Below are 22,621 nucleotides of genomic sequence, written 5' to 3'. Positions count from 1 at the left end.
CATGCAGGCTGAAACAGAAAGATTGGAATGGATTCGGACATGGATAAAGGCCAGGAAAGCGGCCACTCAGCCGCCAGCTTCTGTCACGGCTACTGATGACGCTGTTGTTGTAACGGGGGTCTCTGGCTATTTCCCTGGCTGTATGAATGTGGCTTCATTCTTCAATCATATTGATCATGATCAGCCTCTGATTACGGCTATTTCTGATCACCGCTTGGACCTGATGATTCATCAAGGGGGTGATCAGCTGGGGTTTATGCGGCGGCAACAGGGTGGATTTATCCCAGATATTGTTTCTTTCGATGCTGAATTATTTGGGATCCTGCCCATTGAAGCTGACGAGATGGATCCTCGGCAACGGTTGTTGTTGATGTCCACGTGGCGCACCTTGGAAGATGCCAGTATAAACACTGAATCTCTCAAGAAAAGTGCTACAGGTGTGTTTGTTGGCTGTGAATCCAACGAATACGCGCAGTTAATGGCCCAGCATGGTTTTGTTCCGACCATGGGGTTGAGCCAGGCCGACAGCATGATGGCCAACCGGATCTCCTATCATTTTGATTTTGCCGGTCCCAGTGAGATGGTCAACGCCACCTGTGCTGGGTTCGCGGTGGCACTGCATCGGGCGTTTACCGCCGTTAGGCTAGGGCTGATTGAGCGGGCCATTGTGGGAGCGGCGAATCTCATTCTGTTGCCTGATCCATTTAGGATCTTATCCGAGGCCGGTCAGTTGACTGCTGGTTCATCGGTCAAGTCTTTTGGCCATGGTGCAGACGGGTTTCTCCGGGCCGAAGGTGTGGGGACAATCTTGATTGAACGATTGTCAGATGCTGAAGCGGCGGGTCGCTCTGTGTATGCGGTGATCAAAAACGCTTCGGTCAATTTCAACGGCCAGGGTGGTTTTTCCATGGCTGCCCCCAACATTGAAGCCCATACGGAGTTAATTAAGGCGTGTTACCGAGAGGCGGACATCGATCCGAGGAGAGTTGCCTATGTGGAGGCCCAAGGTATGGGGCTGCCAGTGGCGGATATCGCGGAATGGAACGCCATTAATCGGGCATTGACGCAGCTGTGTGATGAAAAAGGGCTGGCGTACGAGCCTGGATTTTGCCGGGTGAGTACGCTCAAGCCTCTGGTGGGCCATATGCATGCCGCGTCCTCCCTGGGGGCGTTGTTAAAGATTATTCGGAGCTTTCAGACCAATAAGATTCATAAAATCCCAGGCTTCGAGCAAGCCAACGAGTTCTGCGACAAGGAGGCGATGCCATGTCGCTTTACTCGGGAAACCGAATTGTGGGAACAGTCCTCAGAGCCAAGGTTGGCAGCCTTACATTCCTACGGATCTGGTGGTAACAATGCCCATGTACTTTTAGAAGACTATCAAGGTGCATGGCAAACAACGGCGGATCGTCAACAAAATTTCAAGGGCAGACCCTTTGAACTTAAACGTCATTGGTTCCCTGCGATCGCGAAGCCATTGTTGACAGACATCGCCCCAGGCGACCTGAAAGAAAAGATATTGGCCGTAATGCTGGAGGCTTTGGGGCAGAAGAATAAAGCCTCCACTATTGATTTACCGTTTGCCGAACTTGGTGTCGATTCACTCTCCATCGGTTCATTGGTCTCTAAATTGGAAACCACGTTTGATGTTTCCATTCGCAAATCCGACCTGTTCAGCTACTCAACACCCGATCGCTTAGCCACCCATGTCGCCACATTGAGGCGTGCGTCCAACGGAGGGGTGAGCGTAAAATCTCGCCCTGCTAAGACGTTGCCTGGCCTCAAGGACAAGGCCGCCACGGACGGGCAGGCCGATGATGATATCGCAGTTATTGGCATGCATTTGCGCGTTGCCGGGGCTGAGGATCATGCAGACTTCTGGCAGCTGCTGAAGGAGGGCCAATGCGCCATTACACAGTTGCCCGTGGCCCGAGCTAACGGTGCGACGGATGGCCCAGATATCCGGGGGGGGTTCTTGCCGTCCATCGATACCTTTGACCCGCTCTTTTTCAACATTGCTCCTCGGGAATGCGAGGCCATGGACCCGCGACACCGCCTGCTGTTGGAGGCGGCCTGGTCCGCCATTGAGGATGCTGGCTACAACCCGGAGGACTGGAAAGGCAAGAATCATGGCATTTTCATCGGTATCGAAGAATCGGATTATCCAGTGTCGACGGCATCCCAGATCACGGCCATCCATGGCGGTACGGCACCGGCACGCATTGGCTATTTCCTCGATACTAAGGGGCCATTATTGGCCATCAGTACGGCCTGTTCCTCTTCCCTGGTGGCTGTTCATTATGCCTGTAAAAGCATTCTCGATGGAGAGAGTGACTGTGCGTTGGTGGGAGGATGCAATATTATCTGCCAGCCGGAGCGCACCCATGCTGCCCTGTCCCAAATGGGCAACATGCTGTCACCGGATGGAACCTGCTATGCCTTTGACCACCGGGCCAATGGCATGGTGATCGGCGAGGGCCTCGGGTTGGTGGTGCTCAAGCGCCTATCCCAGGCCAGGCGGGATGGCGACTCTATTTATGCGGTGATTAAAGGCAGTGGCATTAATTATGATGGCCGTACCAATGGCTTGACCGCCCCCAGTGGCGAACGTCAGCGCGAACTGTATGAACGGGTACAGCGTCAGAGTGGTGTCCGCCCGGAGCAGATTGCCTACGTCGTTACCCATGGCACTGGCACGACTCTGGGGGATCCCATTGAATACCATGCCCTATTGGATGCCTTTGGAGCCAATGGAGAGCATCCGCCTTACTGCGCCCTCACTTCCCCCAAGACGAATATTGGCCATACCCAGGCCGCCTCGGGCATTGTCAATTTGATCACGGCCACCCTCGCCTTGCATCATCGGGCGATTCCGCCGTCCTTGAATTTCGAAGCAGTCAATCCGGACATCGATCTTGACCATGGTCCGTTTTATGTAAACACGGCTTTGCAGGCTTGGGACGCTGAGCACCGTTTTGCTGCCGTTAGTTCCTTCGGCCATACCGGTACCAATGCCCATGTGGTGTTAGGCGACAGTGGTGAGCCGTTGGTTCAGTCCGCTGACGACGAGCAACAACCGTTGATGATCGTGTTGTCCGCCCAGGGGGAAGACCAGCTCAGGCAAGCGGCAGAAAGGTTGCTGCACTATCCGGTTGGACGCTTACAGGACCTGGCATACACACTGCAAGTGGGCCGCCAGGCGATGGCCGTGAGGCTGGGTTTTCTGGCGCGATCGCAAGCCGAACTAAGATCGCAACTAACCGCCTTTTTGAACGGCACCATGGACAAAACGCAGGTCTTTTACGGCGAAGCATCAGAGTCAGAAGCGGTGCTTGGTGCGTTAGTGGATGATGAAGACATCGGCCAATGGGTGCGCCATTGTCTGGAAGCGGGCCAGTATTCAAAACTGTTAAAAATGTGGGTCGGCGGGTTGGCGGTTGATTGGCACAGTCTTTACAGCCAGGAAAAACCCAGGCGTGTGCATTTGCCCACCTATCCGTTTGAGAAAGAGCATTTTTGGCTGGACGTAACTGCACCAGATTCGACCCCAGATTCGACCATGGCCGCTCAGGTTGTGTCTGCTCCAGCTCCCACCGCACCCAGTTCATCAGCTGTCGACGAGCAGGCACCCCATGAAATCCTGATCTTTGAGGAGACCTGGCAACCTGCGGCACTGATTCGAGAAACTGTTTCTAAACCTGCTAAACCCAAGCAACCAAAGACCGCAGTATGCGTGCTGGGCGATGCGCCCGAACAACGGGCCGTGGCGGATGCTTTGCAATCCCTAGCACCAGATAGCCACTGGCAGCTGGTTCAGGATAATGGCGCAGATGCCCTGGAAAAGGCCTTTAAACAAATCCGCGAGGAAGTTGGACCTTTCGATGCTCTGTTCGATCTGCGAACCATCGGTAACCCCGCCGGGCTTTATAATCCCGCCCACATCGTCCCGCTGATCCAGGCCCTGGCAAAAGCTGCGCTCAACCCCGCTCGCGTGCTGATTATGTGTCCGTTCCATAGCGACCTGCAGCGGTGCTATGCGGATGCTTGGGTGGGGTGCGAAAAGTCCCTGGGAATGATTTTGCCAAAAACCCTGGTCGTGGTTGTCGGCATGCGCATTGCCGAGCCATCCCTTGCGGTTGAGCAATGTGCCCAGGCGCTACATGATGAATGGCACGCCACCGTAGCTGAGAGTGTTCTATATGAAGGAGAGCAGCGCCTGGCGGCGCGCCTACAGCCTGTAAATTTGCCAGAGCACACGGTGCCTCCACAGGAGCCTACAGTGCCCCCACAGGAGCCTACAGTGCCCCCACAGGAGGCTGCGCTGTCCCTGAAACCAGGGGGTACCTATTTAATTACCGGCGGCGGCGGCGGCTTAGGTTTGCAGTTGGCCACACATCTGGCCCACAAACACCGGGCAAATCTCGTGTTGACCGGGCGTTCGGAGCTGACACCGGAGAAGCGATCGCAACTGTATGCCTTGATCAAACAGGGCGGCGGCGTCATGTATTTGCAAGCAGACGTGAGCGATGCTAACGCCATGACGTTAGCCGTGGCCCAAGCTAAAGAACGCTTCGGCACCATCAATGGCGTCATCCATGCGGCAGGGGTGGAATCGACCCACACCATTCTGGACATGGAGATGACTGATTTTCAGCGCGTGACCGCACCAAAAATCAATGGCACCCGGGTGCTCGATCAGGTGCTCCAGCATGAGCCCCTGGATTTCATGGTGTATTTCAGCTCCAGTGCCGCCATCCTGGGGGACTTTGGTGCTGGCAACTATGCCATGGGCAATCGATTTCAGATGGCCTTTGCCCGGCATCGCCATCAGCTGGTGGCCCAGGGGCAGCGCCAGGGCAAGACCGTAGCGATCAACTGGCCGGTTTGGGCCCAAGGAGGCATGGGGGCAGGCAACCGTGAACAGATGGACTTTTATCTGAAAACTAGCGGTCAGCGGGCGCTCGAAACCCAAGAGGGGTTTGACCTATTTGAACAGTTGCTGGCCCAGCCTGGCCCGCAGCATCTAGTGCTGGTGGGCAAGCGTCACCGGGTATGGCGGTTTTTAAACCTGGCGGGCACGGCATCTGATACAGCCTCGGAGCGTCCCGCAGAGCCCGCTCTTGGTCGGGGGCGTAAGCCTGAAATGAAGGGATTCAGCGTTGAGGATTGTGTGCTGTGGGATCTGCGCGAGCTGGTGGGAGCCCTATTGAAAATCAAGCGAGAGCGCCTCAAGGCAACTGCAAACTTTGCAGATCTCGGGTTTGATTCCATCAGTCTGGCCGAATTCGCCGAGGCTCTGACCAGGCATTTTGACATCGAAATCACACCTGCGTTGTTTTTTGGGCATTCCACCCTAAACAAGCTCTGTCAGTATTTTATGGACGAACATCATCAGGCGGTTCATGGGTTTTATGCCCAGGCACCCCAGACCGAGGTGAAACCCCATACCCCTGCTCACCGTCAGACCCCAGACCGCCAGACCCCAGCCGCCGTGCAGGCATCAGCGCCCCAGGCACCGGATCGATACCCTGGGGAACCGATTGCCATTATCGGCATGAGCGGTCGATTTCCCCAGGCCCGGAATATAGACACCCTGTGGGAAATCCTAGCCACCGGCAGGGATGCGATTGAGGAAGTGCCGACAGAGCGGTTTGACTGGCGTCAGTATTACGGTGACCCCCAGGCGGACAGCCGCAAGACCAATGGTAAATGGGGCGGCTTTATTCCTGGCGTTGCCGAATTTGATCCCTTGTTTTTTGAAATTTCGCCCCGCGAGGCGGCAGCCATGGACCCCCGCCAGCGTTTGCTACTGCAAGAGGCCTGGAATGCCCTGGAGGATGCTGGCTGTGGCCCACGACATCTGCAAAATCACAAGGTGGGGCTGTTTGTCGGGGCAGAGGAGGGTGACTATGTGTTTTTGGCTGGAGACGGGCAAATCACCGCCAACCATAACGGTATCCTGGCCTCGCGGTTAGCCTATTTTCTGGACCTACGGGGGCCAGCCATGGCCATCAACACCGCCTGTTCGTCAGGATTGGTCGCGGCCCATCAGGCCTGTGTGAGTCTGCGCGGTGGGGAGTGTGACATGGCGTTGGTGGCGGGGGTGAACCTGCTGCTTACTCCCGCCGGTCTGGTGGCCATGGGCCAGTCGGGCATGTTGTCAGACGATGGCAAGTGCTTTGTTTTCGACCGGCGGGCCAATGGCATGACCCCCGGTGAGGCGGTGGTGGCGATGGTGTTGAAACCGCTGGCCAAGGCTGAAGCTGACGGGGATCCGATCTATGGGACGATTCGGGCTAGCGGTGTAAATTATGACGGCAAAACCAATGGTATTACGGCCCCCAGTGGCGTTGCCCAGACCGAGCTGCTAAGGGACGTTTACTCAAAGGCCCACATCCGCCCTGGGGATGTGGACTACATCGTCACCCATGGCACTGGCACCAAGCTGGGTGATCCGGTGGAAATCAACGCGCTTTACGATGCGTTTAAGGGCACCAGCGAGAACCATGGTCATTGCGCCCTAACCTCAACGAAAAGTAATTTTGGCCATACCTTTGCTGCCTCCGGTTTGCTCAGTGCCGTCAGCCTGGTCAAGGCGTTTCAAAACGACCTGATTCCTGCCAGTCTGCATTGCCACACTGAAAATGACTATATCCATTGGGATCAAAGTCCTTTTTTCGTCAACAAGACTGCCCGACCCTGGCCGCGCCATAACACTAGAGAACGCCTGGGCGGGGTGAGTGCTTTTGGCATGAGCGGCACCAATGCCCATATGGTCTTTGCAGAGTACTGTGAGACAACCTATTCCCCATCACAGGTATCCCCTTACCATTTATTAGTTTTATCGGCCAAAACATCCGTCGCACTCAAAGCCAGGGTGCGTAGCCTGATCCAGGTGTTGCAGATGGAGGCGACTGCCGAGGCCGGTCTGGACAGGATCAGTTGCACCCTATGGGAGGGACGCCATCATTTTCGTTACCGATTGGCGGTGGTGGTGGCGGATTATGATGACGCCGTCGCTGCCTGGACCGCTGCCCTGAATGAGGAACCTCATCCCCAGGTGTTTCAGGGGTTGGTGCCGCCGGATTTCAAAGGGCAGACGGTGATCCGGAAGCATGCGGAAGACTTAATGGGCCAATGTCGCGATCGCACGATCGAAGACTATGGCGACGCCTTGCGGGCATTGGCTGATTATTACTGTCAGGGATACCAGCTGGACGGTGCTCTTTTGTGGGGGATGCCCCTGCCGCCACGCCTGCATCTGCCCACCTATCCGTTTGAGCGCAATCACTACTGGGTCAGTGACGGTAGTACGTCCTCGGTCAGGCTAGCTGACAGGCCAGTGGTCAGGCCAGCAATCAGGCCAGCGGTTCATCAACTGCATCCCCTGGTGCATCGCAACACCTCTAATTTTTCCCAGCAACAGTTCAGGTCTATGTTCACGGGGCAGGAGCCATTTCTGGCCGACCATGTGGTCCATGGCCAAACGGTCTTGCCAGGGGTTGGCATTTTAGAAATGGCCCGTTCCGCGTTCGAGCAGTCAGTCGCTCACCGAGACCCTCAATCTGGCTATCAATCCGGCTATCAACTGCAAAACGTTGTATGGCTAAGGCCTTTGGTGATACCGACAGGGGGGCTGGAGGTGGAGCTGGGTCTTACAGAACAAGATGACGGCATTAACTTTGAGTGCCGCACCGACGGGGCGATGCCCGTGATTCACGCCACGGGACGGGTATCTATGCTAGCCACATTGCCGCCGTCGCCCTTGGACATTCCAGCCATCAAACAACGCATGCAGAGGGGACAACTCTCAGCCCAGCAGTGTTACCAAACGTTTGCCTCCAGTGGTTTGAACTATGGTCCCTTCTACCAGGGCTTGCAGGAACTGCTGATCGGTGATGAAGAAACCTTTGGGCGCATTGACCTGCCCGAGGTGGCGACCGTCGGAGCTGATGCCTTTGTGCTGCATCCAAGTTTAATGGATACCGCCTTCCAGTCCATGCTCGGCTTGCAGTCTTTTGTCCATGGGCAAGGGAGCCATGGCTCGTCGCCGCCGTTGGTACCCTTTGCCATAGAGCGCCTCAGCGTTTTTGCGGTCTGTCCCGTCCCGTCCTGGGTTTGGACACGTCGCTCTCCGGAGAATATGACCAACAGCGGCGTGATCAAACTGGATATTGATGTGTGCGATGGGGATGGCCATGTGGCGGTACGCATTGAGGGGTTCTCTGTCCGGGCATTTGCCAGGGCAGTTGGAGATCGTTACGTGCGCAGATTAACGGGGAAAGAGTTTTTCCTGAAAGATCATGGTGGACTGTTGCCTGGGGTGGTTTCCTTAGAATGGGCCCAGGTGGCTGGCACGTTGATGGGTCCAGTGACCGGATTAAAGCAGATAGTCTGGAGCGATCTAATTCGTCTGGACGGTAGCCCTCGTGATGTTTGTACCTCGCTAGAACACCAGGATGGCACTGTTCTTTATCGGGTGAGCGCCGACGATCGGGTGCATGCCCAGGGCAAGATCGCCACCGAAGAATTTGCTGGCCCCATTCCCCACATTACCCTTGATGAAATTCGGGAACGGTGCGGTGAGAGGCTTGTGCCATCAGAGTGCGATCGCAGGCTAGCCACAGACCTGGGTCCGAGTTTTCGCAGTCTGGTAGATTTCCGCCACAATCAGGTAGAAGCGCTGGCAACCCTGGAACTGCCAGCCTGCGTGCGGGATGATTTTCAGGACTACCGTCTCCATCCCAGCATGATGAATGGGGCGGTACAAGCGGCCAATCTGTTGTCCCTGATTCGTCGTCCGGGTGGGCCGCCAGTGCCCTTCAGTGTGGATGCCTTATGGATCCATGGGGACCTGCCTGAGCAGGCATTCGCCCATGTGACCCAGGTTGTGGAAGATGATGCTAATGGGCACAGCGATCGGGCCATGAAGTATGACATTGCGATCGCCGATGGCCAGGGCCAGGTGGTGGTTTCGATGCAGGGGTACTGTGCCATCCCAGCGACTCAGCCAAGTAACGCAGCCCCAATAGATATTCCAGCAGATATCCCAGCAGACATTCTTTATGGGGTACTGGACTGGAGGCCCCAGGCGATGGCCGCCAGCGACGGCCCTGAGCCTCAGCGGCCATCGGCGGCCCCAGTGTTTCTGCTCAATGGGGATACCGCCCATTGGCAATCTTCTCTACAGGCCCAATGGCCTGGGGCGCGTTTCATCCAGCTCTCATCCATTAGCGACCCGGCAGAGGCAGCACAATCCAGTGTTCTGGAGGTCCTGCAGCTGATCCAGGCCGCCCTCGGACAGGCCTCGGACAGGATTCAGCCAGTTATGTTGGCGGTGCCAGACGGTGCTTTCTCCCCCATGCATGCTGCCCTCGCCGGGCTATTTAGGACAGTGCGGCTAGAGCAGGGGAGTGTGGACGCCAGGATTTGCCACTTGCCGGCTGCTGTGCAAGGCCCATTGGATGAACGTTGGATCCGCATCTTGGCCACCGAACTCAGTCATCCGTTTGGCGATGTTGAGACATTCTATGACGCTGAAGCAACTCGGTTTGTGGCCTCGCTGGCCGAAATTGTGCCTGCCACATTGGCACCAGCGTATGAAATTTCGCCCGGTGATGTGATTTGGATTACCGGGGGTCTTGGCGGTGTCGGCCTGCAACTGGCCCGACATCTGGCGGTGACTCGTCAGGCCCGTGTCGTCTTGAGCGGGCGGTCGCCCTTGTCTCAGCATAAGCGCCAGGTCTTGGATTCCCTAACCCAGGCAGGGGCTACTGTGCGCTATCTGCAATGCAATGTGGCGGATCGTGCCGACGTCGAAAAAAGCTTGGCTTCGATCCTGGAAACTGAGTCAGTCTTAAATGGCATTGTCCATTGTGCAGGGGTAATTGAGGACGCCCATTTACTTAAGAAATCCACCCAGGAAGCAGTGCGGGTAATGCAGCCCAAGATTGCTGGCACCCTGGCCTTGGATGAAGTCACCCGGGATATCCCCTTAGATTTCATGGTGCTGTTCTCGTCACTCACCGGCACCTTTGGCAACCCAGGGCAGGCCGATTACGCTGCGGCCAATGGGTTCATGGACCTGTTTGCCAGGGAACGTAATCTCAGCGTTCAGGAAGGGCACCGTTGCGGTCGCACTGTTTCCATTGGCTGGCCCCTCTGGCGTGACGGCGGTATGCAGCTCGATGCAGAACATACCACCCTGCTGCAACAAAACTCTGGTCTCACCCCCATGGATACGGCCAGGGGAATAACAGTATTTGAGCGTTGTTTGCAAAGCGATCGCGACCATCTGCTGGTCCTCCATGGTGAGGGGGCAGCCATCCGAGCAAAGTTGTTTACCTCAACGGACAACACTGTGAGTGAAGGGTCTGCGGCAGGCACCGACACTGTTTCCTTTGAACAAACGCTCCAGGCCCTAACTGCCATGGTGGCGGATCAGCAAAAGGTGCCCTTAGACAGAATTGAACCGGATGTGGAACTGCCCCAATATGGTTTCGATTCCCTGGCCTTCACTGAGTTTGCAAATCGGCTCAATCGCCGCTTTCAGCTCGACCTGATGCCCACATTATTTTTCGAAAAATCTTCCCTGAGATCCCTGGCCAAACACCTGCTGGAACGTTATCCGGAGACCCTATCGGCGCAGCTGGTTACACCACCAGTACCAGATATGCCAGCCAGGGTTTTGGCAAAGCCGCCTGAATCCACCAGTCGTTTTCGCAGTGCGCCAAAGGAGACCGTCGCTGCCCCCATTAATAGGGCAAATGGGAGAACCCATGGGGATATGGCAGACCTTCCTACGGCTCCCCCCAACCCTGGGGTTGATAGTTCGCAGGCGATCACCACCATGAATAGTCAACCGTCCCCTGAGCAACCGTCCCCTGAGCAACCGTCCCCTGAGCAACCGTCCCCTGAGCAGCCGTCGCCCATTGCCATCATTGGCATCAGTGGTCGTTTCCCTGGTGCCGCCGACGTGGACGAGTTGTGGCGTCATCTAGAGGCCAAGCACGACCTGATTTCAGACGTGCCAGTGGAGCGCTGGGACTGGCAGAAATACTACGGCGATCCACTGGAACAGCGAGGCAAAACCAAAGTCAAATGCGCCGGTTTTATGGAGGATGTGGACCAATTTGATCCGTCCTTTTTTGGTATTTCCCCCAGGGAGGCGATCGGCATGGACCCGCAGCTGCGCCTGCTGATGGAGACCGTTTGGTCCGCTGTCGAAGATGCTGGCTATCGGGCCAGTGAGTTTTCCGGTCGTCCGGTCGGTGTTTTTATGGGGGTATCCACCTCTGACTATAAGGACGCCTGGCTCCAACATGCGGCCTCTGATCAGGAACTGGACGGCCCTTTACTCGTTTCCCATTTTGTAGTTGCTAATCGCATCTCCTATGCGTTGGATTTACACGGTCCCAGTGAGCCCATCGATACCGCCTGTTCGTCCTCTTTAATTGCTATTCATCGCGCCATTGGGGCCATGCGGATGGGCCATTGTGAGTCCGCCTTAGTGGGCGGCGTCAATCTGATCTTGACCCCAAATATCACCATCGCCGCCAGTCGAGCCGGTGTGCTTAGTGAGGACGGTCGCTGCAAGACCTTTGATAAAAGCGCCGATGGCTATGGACGGGGTGAAGGGGTGGCCGCGCTATGGCTAAAGCCCCTCGATCAGGCCTTGGCAGACGGTGACCATATTTATTGTTTAATTCGCAGCAGTGCCGAAAACCATGGCGGCAAAGCGGCCTCTCCCACAGCCCCCAATCCGGTGGCTCAACAGGCGTTGCTCGTCGATGCCTACACCCGGGCGGGGATTGATCCAAGCACCGTGGGATACATCGAAGCCCATGGCACCGGGACGGCCATGGGCGATGCCGTTGAGATCGACGGATTAAAAGCGGCCTTTGCCGAGTTGTATCAACGACAGGGCATTAACGTCGGTGAACCCCATTGCGGATTAGGGTCGGTCAAGGCCAATATTGGCCATTTAGAGGCGGCGGCGGGGATGGCCGGGGTGATTAAGGTGATCCAAATGCTGCGACATCAAAAGATCCCGGGTAACCCCCACTTGAAAGAGCCCAATCCCTATCTGGGACTTCAGAAAACGCCCTTTTATCTGGCTGATGAAACCCAGAATTGGCCAGCACCGCGCGATGCCCATGGGCAGGAACTGCCCCGTCGGGCGGGTGTGAGCAGCTTCGGCATTGGGGGGGCCAATGCCCACGTAGTCTTAGAAGCCTATGGCCTAGAAGCCTATGGCCAAGGACAACCAGCGACCGCTGGCCCGGAACCACCTGCGGATCATCCCCAGGTGATGGTTTTATCTGCCAGGAATATGAGCTGTCTTAAGGGATACGCCGAGAAACTGCTGGCCTTTTTGACGCAGACCGCTGGCAGTAAGTCTTCCAGACTGAGAAATTTTGCCTGGACGCTACAAACTGGGCGGGAGGCGATGGCAGAGCGGTTGGGTTTCGTGGCCGCTGACCTGAACGAGACCGTTGAGAAGCTCACATCATTTTTGGCAGGTGAAAAGGCAGAGACCTATTACCATAGTCGGGTTCATCGGGGGGGCGCAAACCGGCAGCCTGGTCCCAAGGACACCCCTGAAAGCTGGCTGGCAGCCTGGATGGAGGGGGCTGACCCCGACTGGTCACAACTCCACGGAGACATTACGCCGGAACGCATCAGCTTACCCACCTATCCATTCGATCGGAAACGATTCTGGTTCGCTAAGAAAAATGAGGGCGGAAATAAATCAGCAGCTGACAACGGTGTGCAGCTACTAACGCAGCTGCAGGACATTACCCTCTCCCCACCATCATCTGAAACGGTCTTTAGTCAGAATCTGCCATCGATTGTCAAAACTGAGCTATCTGAAGTGGCCCAACCCAGTGTGAACCCTCAGCTCAAATTAGCCTCGCCGTCAGGCTTAATCGAGTCAATTGTTGATGTGCTGGTGGATATGTTAGCCGAGATTCTCTACATGGGTGTGAGCGATGTTTCGACCGATGAGTCGTTTACAAATATGGGCCTGGATTCGGTGATCGGTGTCGAGTGGATTCAGGCAGTCAATCGACGTTTTGACGTTAAGATTCCGGCTACTAAAGTCTACGACTATCCCAATATTCTTGCTTTCGCTAACTTTCTTGCCGACACCCTGGAGCAGCAGTCCCCTCCGCAAAATCAAGACAAGGAGTCTGCACCTGCAAAATCAACTTCTTTGGACGACGTTCTCCAGCACGTTCAGCGTGGTGAATTGGAGGTCTCAGAAGCTGAACGCCTGATTGAAAAACTTGACCTGGCCGCATTAGAACTTGTTAAACCATGAGCTTGAAACACATCCTACAGTCCCTGCAAGATGGTGATCTCAGCCTGGAAGAGGCTCGACGTGACATACGCGCCAACAGCAACACTGAGGAATCGAATGGCCACCTAAAGGGTAATCAATCAGAGACATTGGGTTCCCCGGATGTGTTACGGGAAAGCCTGCGAGAAAGTCTCGCTGCTGCCCTCTACATGGACAAGGAGGATGTGGACCTTGATGAGCCCTTTAGTGAAATGGGGCTTGACTCAATTATCAATGTGGAATGGATTCAAACGGTCAATCAACAATATGGGCTCAAGATTCCAGCAACTCGGACCTACGATTACCCAACCATTGTTCAATTCGCAGATTACCTGGGCACGGAACTTCAAGGAAAGCTCCCGACCCAGTTGCACACTTTCACCTCTGAGATCGCATCATCAGCTGATACTGTTGTTACTTCGCAGGCAATACAACCGGCGCAACACCCCGATGGGCAGACTCAACAGCCCCTCACTCAGGCCGAAAGCCACCCCCCTGCAGCTGAAGGTATTGCCATTGTTGGGATGTCCGGAAGGTATCCAGGTGCCGCCGATCTTCAACAGTTTTGGGACAATCTGAAACAGGGTCGAAATTCTGTGGGAGAGATCCCGAAGGATCGCTGGGACGTAAACGAGTATTACGATCCCGATCCCGCCAAACCTGGCAAGATTTATTGCAAATGGCTGGGTGTTTTAGAGGATATTGATTGCTTTGACACGTCGTTTTTCATGATTCCGCCCGCCGAGGCAGAACTGATGGACCCACAGCATCGGATTTTTCTTGAGGAGGCCTACAGGGCGTTCGAAGATGCTGGCTACAGTCCTCAGGTGCTGGATGGCAAAAAGTGCGGTGTCTATATGGGAATCATGAACAGCGAGTACGTCCACTTGCTGTCTCAGCAACAGGTTGGAGGGCTGAACACGGGCAACAGTTATTCCATTGCCGCTGCCCGGATACCGTATCATTTGAATCTAAAAGGACCGGCGATCCCTATTGACACCGCCTGTTCGTCATCTCTGGTGGCCGTCCATTTGGCTTGTCAGGCGTTGCGTAGCGGTGAGATTGACATGGCCCTGGTAGGTGGTGTCACCCTTTACCTGACACCGGCGTCCTACGTTGGCATGTGCGCGGCGGGAATGCTGTCTCCGGATGGTCAGTGCAAGTCGTTTGATACTTCGGCCAACGGTTTTGTTCCCGGTGAAGGGGCGGGGCTTGTGGTATTAAAGCGGCTTGAAGACGCAGAGCGCGATGGCGATGGTATCCATGGCGTGATCATTGGTTCAGGTATTAATCAGGATGGCCGCACCAACGGCATTACTGCCCCCAGTGTTCAGAGCCAGATCGAACTGGAACGCACTGTTTATGATAGGTTTCAAATCGATCCAGCCACAATTAGCTATGTAGAGACCCATGGCACCGGTACCCAATTGGGGGATCCGATCGAATTTGAAGCCCTAACCAAAGTGTTTCATGAAAAGACTGATCAACAACATTATTGCGCTCTAGGATCGGTCAAAAGCAACATAGGTCATACCTCGGCGGCGGCGGGCATGGCCGGTATTCACAAGGTGTTATTGTCGCTGAAACACCAGCAACTGGTGCCTAGTTTGCACTTCAAGCATGCCAATGCGCACTGTGATTTTGAGAATTCTCCCTTCTACGTAAACACAGAGTTGAAAGATTGGAGCGCGCTTGCAGATCATCCCAGACGGGTTGCGGTGAGTTCATTCGGCTTCAGCGGCACCAACGCCCACGTTGTGATCGAAGAATATGTTCAGGCTAATCCCTCTCCTAAATCATCAGATATTAGCTTGCCAACTCCCGTGGTCCTGTCGGCGAGGGATGAAGATCGTCTGCGTGATGTGGTGGAAAATCTCCGCGCTTTTTTGACGTCGGGCTCGCAAACGCTACCTTCTTTAAAAGATTTTGCCCATACCCTGCAAGTTGGGCGTGAAGCCATGCAAGAGCGTTTGGCATGGGTGGTGTCATCCCTTGACGAGTTGATTGAGAAGCTGACCCAGTTTCTTGAAAATGAGGCTGCAGGGTCGAGGACATTTCGCGGTCGAGTTCAGCGCCAGCGTGGTCGACTGGCATTGTTTCAACCTGACCAGGAGACGCTCCAGCGCATTGAGGCCCAATCAAACGTTGGTGATTATTCGTTGTTGCTGGAACTTTGGGTGACGGGGCTCGTATTTGATTGGGACCTCATTTGGCCGCAACCCAAACAGTGTCGACATGTCAGTTTACCGACCTATCCATTTGCCAAGGAAAGGTATTGGGTGCCAGCATCTCCAGCGCCAACTGCAAGCGTTCATGCTGGGAGCCGTCCATTGATAGGTGATGGGACACCCCCGCCTGCAACGATTTTGGCTAAGCCACCTCGCCTGGTGGCCTTGGGCGATCCAACCATCATGCCTAGTGCGTTTCCTGCCCCGGCTGTGGCCAAGGTACCAAGGCTGTTGCATCCACCCATGAACTGGTGGATGCAGCAGCAGTCGTTCAAGCAGCCGTCGCTATTCAGTGTGAATACAGAGGAGCACGGAGACGGTGTGGTGTCGGTTCTAATCGATAGCCACGACGGTTGTAATCAATTGACCCAGGCATTGCTCGATGAATTGTCACAAGCATTAGAGATCGCATGTGACCGGGCAGATGTAAATGTGGTATTGCTGCGGGGCAATGACGATGGCTTCTTGACCAGTGCCCCCTCGGCGGCAGTTTCGCCCTTTGACCAACAACTTGGCCGGTTGACGCTCGATCAGCAGGTACCGATCATCGCGGTCATGAAGGGCTCAGCCTCTGGGGCAGGATTAATGGTAGGAGCACTTTGCGACTTGATGATCTGCGGTGAAGAGAGCGGATTGCAATTGTTTGAGCCCGGTACCGAAGCATCCGTCTCCCAAGCAGCTATGGATTTTCTAACAGAGCGCTTCGGCCCTGCGATCGCTAAGGCCCTGATTCAACCCAGCAATCGTTCCACAGGTGGCGAACTGTACGACCTTGGTATTGGTTGCCTGGTATTGCCTCGTCATGACATTGATGAGTTTGCCTTGGATCTTGCCCATCGAATGGCAGGTGCCCCGCGCCAATCTCTAACCTTGTTGAAGCGGCATCTCTCCCGCCCCATTGCAGCTACATTTGATCGAACGGTCACTGCCATAACGAGGGTAGAAGATGCTGATTTACCCTTAGACTCTGAAGCGTCCGAAGCACTGTTGCAGTCGGCATTCAAGGCAACCGCAACACCCGAGATGGCAGCCCCTGAAATCGTGAATCTTCAGTCCAAGGTTGTCAAATTAGAGATTTTTTCTGACGGCGTGGCTGTCCTGACGATGGATGACAGAGACAGCAAGAATACATTTACTGAAGCCCTTGCCCAAGGTCTTACTGAGGCCTTTGCATGGGTTGAAAAGACTTTCTCAATCAAGGTGGTTGTGCTGACCGGGTATGGCCATTACTTTGCTTGTGGTGGCACGCGTGAGGCACTGCTGGCGATTCAGGCAGGACGGGCGCGTTTCACTGACTCACGGGTTACCAGTCTACCGCTGGAATGCAACATTCCGGTGATTGCTGCGATGCAAGGCCATGGTATCGGTGCTGGATGGGCGCTGGGGATGTTCTGCGATGGGGCCGTGTTTAGCGCTGAAAGTGTTTATCACAGTCCCTACATGCAATATGGATTTACGCCCGGTGCCGGTTCAACCCTGATTATCCCGCATCAGTTCGGGCATGATCTCGGGGGGAAATACTGTTTGGTGCTAGGGAATTTAAAGGCCATGAGTTGAAGCGTCGCGGTATTACCATGCCTGTGCTTCCACGTTCAGACGTGTTGGCGGGTGCTATGGCGGCGGCGCATCATCTAGCGTCTGCTTCCCGCCAAACATTGATGGACTGGAAGCAGACGCGCGTTCGTGTATTGAGGCAACGCCTGGAATCGATCTACGCCGCAGAACTTGCCATGCATGAGCAAACCTTTGTGGGGAGCCAGGAGGTGCGTGCAAGAATTGAGACCTTGTATGGTGGTCCATCCACCCCCATGGCAACCCAAATGGAGCAGACTGAGGCACAGTCCGACTACCAGGCTGCCGAAACCTCTGCAATGGGTGACGAGGTCTTACGCAGCGAAATCTTACGCACCATTGTTCATACCCTACGCGAAACCCTGGCCGCCGAATTGCACATGGCATTAGGCAAGATAAAAAATGACGTAGCGTTCATTGAAATGGGGCTTGACTCTATCAACAGTGTGACCTGGATGCGCGAAGTCAATCAGCGTTATGGACTGTCCATCCCCGCCACGGAGATTTACAACCACCCCACAATCAATGAACTGGCAAGATATGTGCGGCATGAGGGTAACAAGCTCGGGCTCTTCTTGCCGGATAACAGATTGCCGGATAACAGATTGCCGGATAACAGATTGCCGGATAACAGGCATCTGCCCCATCCCCAGCCCTCTGCGGTTAGCACTGCCACTGTTGAAACTCCTCGGGTATCTGCGGATACCGAACAAATGGGTGGGTTCGAAACAACGACGCGATCTCAAACAGTGTCCCGAGACCGTGAGCTAACGCGTCACGACATCGCGGTGATTGGCATGGCCGGTCAGTTTCCAATGGCCCGCGACATCACTACATTTTGGAATAACTTGCTCGAAGGTAAAGACTGTATCTCGGAGGTGCCGCCGCCTCGTTGGCCGCTTGAGTCGTATTACGACCTCAACCCAGAGGTACCCGGAAAAACCTATTCCAAATGGATGGGCATGTTGGAAGATGTGGACAAGTTTGATCCACTTTTCTTTAACATTTCTCCCATGGAAGCGGAGGCAATGGATCCACAGCAACGTCTCTTCCTGCAAAGCTGTTGGAGTTGCATCGAAGATGCCGGTTACGATCCGTTAAAGTTGGCGGGCAGCAAGTGTGGAGTCTTTGCGGGGTGTGGACCTGGCGACTATGGTCTGGGTTTCGAGGGCGCAGAAAGGGACGCGTCTACTCTGATGGGTGGATCCATGTCGATTCTGGCGGCCCGCATTTCCTATGTGTTGAATTTGCAGGGGCCTTGCGTGGCCATGGATACGGCCTGTTCATCATCGCTGGTTGCCATTGCATCAGCCTGCGATAGTCTGACCCTTGGAAACAGCGATCTTGCCTTTGCGGGCGGTGTTTCCATCATGGCTGGACCTATGATGCACATTATGACCAGCAAGGCTGGCATGCTCTCGCCGGACGGGCGCTGTTTCACCTTTGATCAGCGGGCCAACGGCTTTGTGCCGGGTGAAGGAGTCGGCGTTATTCTGTTGAAACGTCTGGAGGACGCCGAAAGGGACGGGGACCGCATCGACGGTGTGATCCGGGGTTGGGGTGTGAACCAGGACGGAAAAACTAATGGAATCACTGCGCCCAATGGCGATGCCCAAACCAGGTTGGAAAAGTACGTTTACGATCGCTTTGGACTCAATCCCGACAGTATTCAAATGGTCGAAGCCCATGGTACCGGGACGAAACTGGGCGACCCGATTGAAGTGGCGGGTTTGAAAAAGTCTTTCCAAGACTACACGAGTCGCAAGCGTTATTGTGCTCTCGGCTCGGTTAAAAGCAACGTTGGTCATCTACTTGCAGCCGCGGGTATTGCTGGTGCGATCAAATCGATACTGGCTTTGAAATACCGAAAACTCCCTCCGACCATACATTTCGAAGCACTTAATGAGCACATCGATCTGGAAAATTCTCCGTTTTACGTGAATACCTACTGTCGGAACTGGGAGATTAAGGACGGTGAAGTGCGTCGCGCTGCGGTGAGCGGGTTTGGATTCAGCGGCACGAATGCCCATGTAGTATTCGAAGAGTATGTGCCGTCTTTCCAAAAGGACACGACCAACGCACCCCTGGTACCTGCTGTCATTCTGCTATCAGCCAAGAATCGCGATCGGCTCAGGGCCATTTGCGAGAATTTACTTCACTACATAGACAGCCAATTCAAGGCGTCCGGGTGCAGTTTGCACGACCTGGCTTATACGCTCCAAATCGGTCGTGCCGCGATGACTGAACGTTTAGCCTTCGTTGCCAAATCAGAGGCGGCGCTGAAGACAATGCTTCAACGCTACCTTTCCGGAGACGATGTGGTTGGGCTTTTCCGAGGCCATTTGCAACGTGATCAGGATGCGTTGTCCCGGCTTGCTGCCGACGGTGCCATGCAAGAATTGGTCGCAAAATGGATGGCACAGGAGGATTATGCCAAACTGATGGAACTCTGGGTCGATGGCCTTGACATCGATTGGCAATGCCTCCATGCAGGGAAACAGCGACGCCGTGTTTCCCTGCCGACTTATCCCTTTGCACGGGAGCATTATTGGCGGCAGCCTACTGTTGCCATGCCAGGGGATGAAACCGTTAGCACCTCAAGGGTGCTCCCTATACTTGCAAGCTCAGGGCTGACTCCTTCTCTGGCCTCTTCGACGTTGTTGTGTCGGCCAGTGTGGAAAGCGGCGGCGGTTTCTGTCGATGAGCATACTACTGAAAACACTACTGAAAACTTTATCCGCCATGTGATTCTGCTGTGTGGCAGTTTTGAGTCCCAGGCGGCGGCTATTGAGTCTGGTTTACCGGGGGCGCGCTGTACTGTTTTACACTGTGATGCTACCGACATTGCGGTCCGCTTTGGGGATGTCAGTTGCCAGGTGTTTGAAACCATCAAGTCCCTACTGCTTGAAAAAGCTGAGGGTAAAACCTTGGTCCAGGTGCTGATTGACAGCCAGGGTGAGGGGCAGATTTTGGCCGGTCTTGCAGGACTGCTGCAAACGGCGACCCTTGAAAATCCTGCCATGTTTGGTCAGGTGATCGAATTACAGCCAGATGGCGATCCGGTGACCACCTTGTTGGAAAATCATGCGCAAGCAGAGGATGTACGGATCCGCTATGTCGATGGCAACCGCATGGTGCTCACCTTCGAAGAGCTGACTGATGCGTCTGAGGAGCCATCACGATGCTGGCAGGATAAGGGCGTTTACCTAATTACTGGCGGTGCTGGAGAACTGGCCGCGTTGTTTGCTGAGGAAATTGTTTCCAGGGTTGCGACTCCCAATATCATTCTGGTCGGTCGGTCGGTGCTCAATGATCCAATGCAAGCTCGGTTGGACCGGCTGGCAACTGCAGGTGCCCGTGTGGACTATCGGCAGGTTGATGTGGCAGACGAGACTGCCGTAACAGACTTAATGAAAAGCATTCGACGTGATTTTGGACGGTTGGATGGCGTGTTGCATGCCGCTGGCATGATTCGTGACAACTTTTTAACGAAAAAAACAACTGCCGAATTCAAAACTGTTTTGGCAGCCAAAGTGGAGGGGACCGTGCTGTTGGAGCGTGCTTCCCGAGAGTTAGCTCCCAAGCTGATTGTTCTTTTCTCGTCTTGCTCTGGGGTAACCGGTAACCTGGGTCAGGCAGACTATGCTGCTGCTAATGCCTTTATGGATGCGTTTGCCCATGGGCATGGGCTCCAGCATGGAGCGAATGCTCGCTCGACCCGGATCGTTTCTGTCAATTGGCCCCTCTGGAATTCCGGGGGGATGAGGGTGGATGATGCCACTTTGGCAGCCATGCATGAAAGGACGGGATCTATCCCTTTGGAGAGCGACGCGGGTCTGAAAGCCTTTTATCAAATAATTGCCAGTGGACTTACCCAGGTCATGATTCTGTCCGGAGAAACAAAGCGTCTCCGTCAGGTCATCTTGTCAGGGAGTTCAAAACAGTCCGCCAATGATGTCCTGGAATCAGCGGCGGCTGTGGACGAACAGGAACTTTGCGATCGCACGCTAGATCAGGTGAAATCACTGCTGGGCGACACTATCAATCTTGCTAAAGACCGGATTGATGAGTATGAACCGCTTGAAAGTTACGGCATCGATTCAATTCTGGTGACCCAACTCAACCTGAAACTGGGGCGTGTTTTCCCAGAGGTTTCCCAGACCCTACTCTTTGAGATCCGTAATCTGCGGGATCTTACCGATCATTTAGTTGATACGTTTCGCCTGGACTGTATCCGCTGGACAGGTTTGGACACGGTAATGGCACCTGTGACTCGACCAACCACAACCCGTAATGCCAAGGACGTCGGACCTTCGGCTGAGGATGTGAACCGAGTCGGCAACAACGCAGATTCCTCACTTGTAGGCAATGGCCCCCGTCAGTCGATTCAGGAGCCGATCGCCATCATTGGCATCAGCGGTCGTTATCCCCAAGCTGATTCCCTTGACACTTATTGGGAGAACTTGAAAACCGGCAAAGACTGTATCACTGAAATTCCCGAGGAACGCTGGTCCCTGGACGGGTTTTACCATCCGGATCCACAGCAGGCGGTGGCCCAGGGCCTGAGCTACAGCAAATGGGGGGACTTTTAAACGGGTTCGCCGACTTCGATCCGCTGTTCTTCAACATCTCGCCCCTCGAAGCAATGGGCATAGATCCCCAGGAACGTCTATTTTTGCAGGCTGCCTGGGAGGCGGTCGAATCGGCAGGGTACTCACGAGCAAGACTGGCCCAGACCGTGGATGGCAATGTTGGTGTGTTTGCTGGCATTACCAAGACAGGATTTGATCGATATGCACGGGATTGGGCAAACCAGGGGGAAACCGCAGTGCCCAATACATCGTTCGGTTCAGTTGCCAATCGCGTCTCGTATTTGCTGAATCTCCACGGCCCCAGTATGCCGATCGACACGATGTGTTCCTCCTCTCTGACTGCCATCCATGAGGCCTGTCAGCACTTGCGTCAGGGGGATTGTGCCATGGCTCTGGCAGGGGGCGTTAATCTGTATCTCCATCCGTCCTCCTACGTGGGTCTATGTGCCCAATATATGCTGTCTAAAACTGGGCAATGTCGAAGTTTTGGAGACGGCAGCAATGGTTTTGTTCCAGGAGAAGGCGTCGGCGTAGTATTGTTGAAACCCTTGTCTGATGCTCTAGCGGACGGCGATCCTATTCATGCCGTCATTCGGGCCACCCAGGTTAATCATGGCGGTAAGACCAATGGCTATACCGTCCCCAACCCCAAAGCCCAAAGCGAGCTGATCAGACAGGCGCTGGACAATGCTGGTATTGATGCTCGCAGCGTCAGTTATGTGGAGGCCCATGGCACGGGTACGGAGTTGGGCGATCCCATTGAGGTGAGCGGCCTGACCCAGGCGTTTCAAACGGATACTACAGACACCGGTTACTGTGCCTTGGGTTCGGTTAAGTCAAACATCGGTCACTTGGAGGCCGCTGCCGGGATTGCAGCGTTAACCAAG

General features: G+C 54.8%; 2 protein-coding genes and 2 pseudogenes. All 4 read left to right on the top strand.

The genetic code is table 11. The features are described 5' to 3' along the window. Position 1: 1 nt before the first annotated feature. Complete coding sequence (locus tag U2F10_RS34585) at positions 2-13,324, top strand: SDR family NAD(P)-dependent oxidoreductase (protein WP_499874690.1); 13,323 nt, start codon at positions 2-4, stop codon at positions 13,322-13,324. 140 nt (positions 13,325-13,464) lie between these two features. After that, positions 13,465-15,369 (top strand): annotated as a pseudogene (locus U2F10_RS34580) (type I polyketide synthase); the annotation flags it as partial. A 384-nt stretch (positions 15,370-15,753) separates the two neighbouring features. Then, positions 15,754-17,127, top strand: a complete 1,374-nt coding sequence (locus U2F10_RS34575; RefSeq protein ID WP_499874745.1) for an enoyl-CoA hydratase-related protein — start codon at positions 15,754-15,756, stop codon at positions 17,125-17,127. A gap of 17 nt (positions 17,128-17,144) precedes the next feature. Continuing rightward, positions 17,145-22,613 (top strand): annotated as a pseudogene (locus tag U2F10_RS34570) (beta-ketoacyl synthase N-terminal-like domain-containing protein); the annotation flags it as partial. Positions 22,614-22,621: the final 8 nt, after the last annotated feature.

The sequence above is a fragment of the Leptothoe sp. EHU-05/26/07-4 genome, from assembly GCF_043421015.1.
GTDB lineage: Bacteria > Cyanobacteriota > Cyanobacteriia > Phormidesmidales > Phormidesmidaceae > Leptothoe > Leptothoe turfae.
Note: the sequence above shows the minus strand (reverse complement) of the source record. Positions and strands in the feature narration are given on the sequence as shown.

Bases quoted from the DNA above. Each gene is read 5' to 3' on its own strand.
- U2F10_RS34575 (WP_499874745.1), top strand. From the start codon at position 15,754: ATGCCTAGTGCGTTTCCTGCCCCGGCTGTGGCCAAGGTACCAAGGCTG.
- U2F10_RS34585 (WP_499874690.1), top strand. From the start codon at position 2: ATGCAGGCTGAAACAGAAAGATTGGAATGGATTCGGACATGGATAAAG.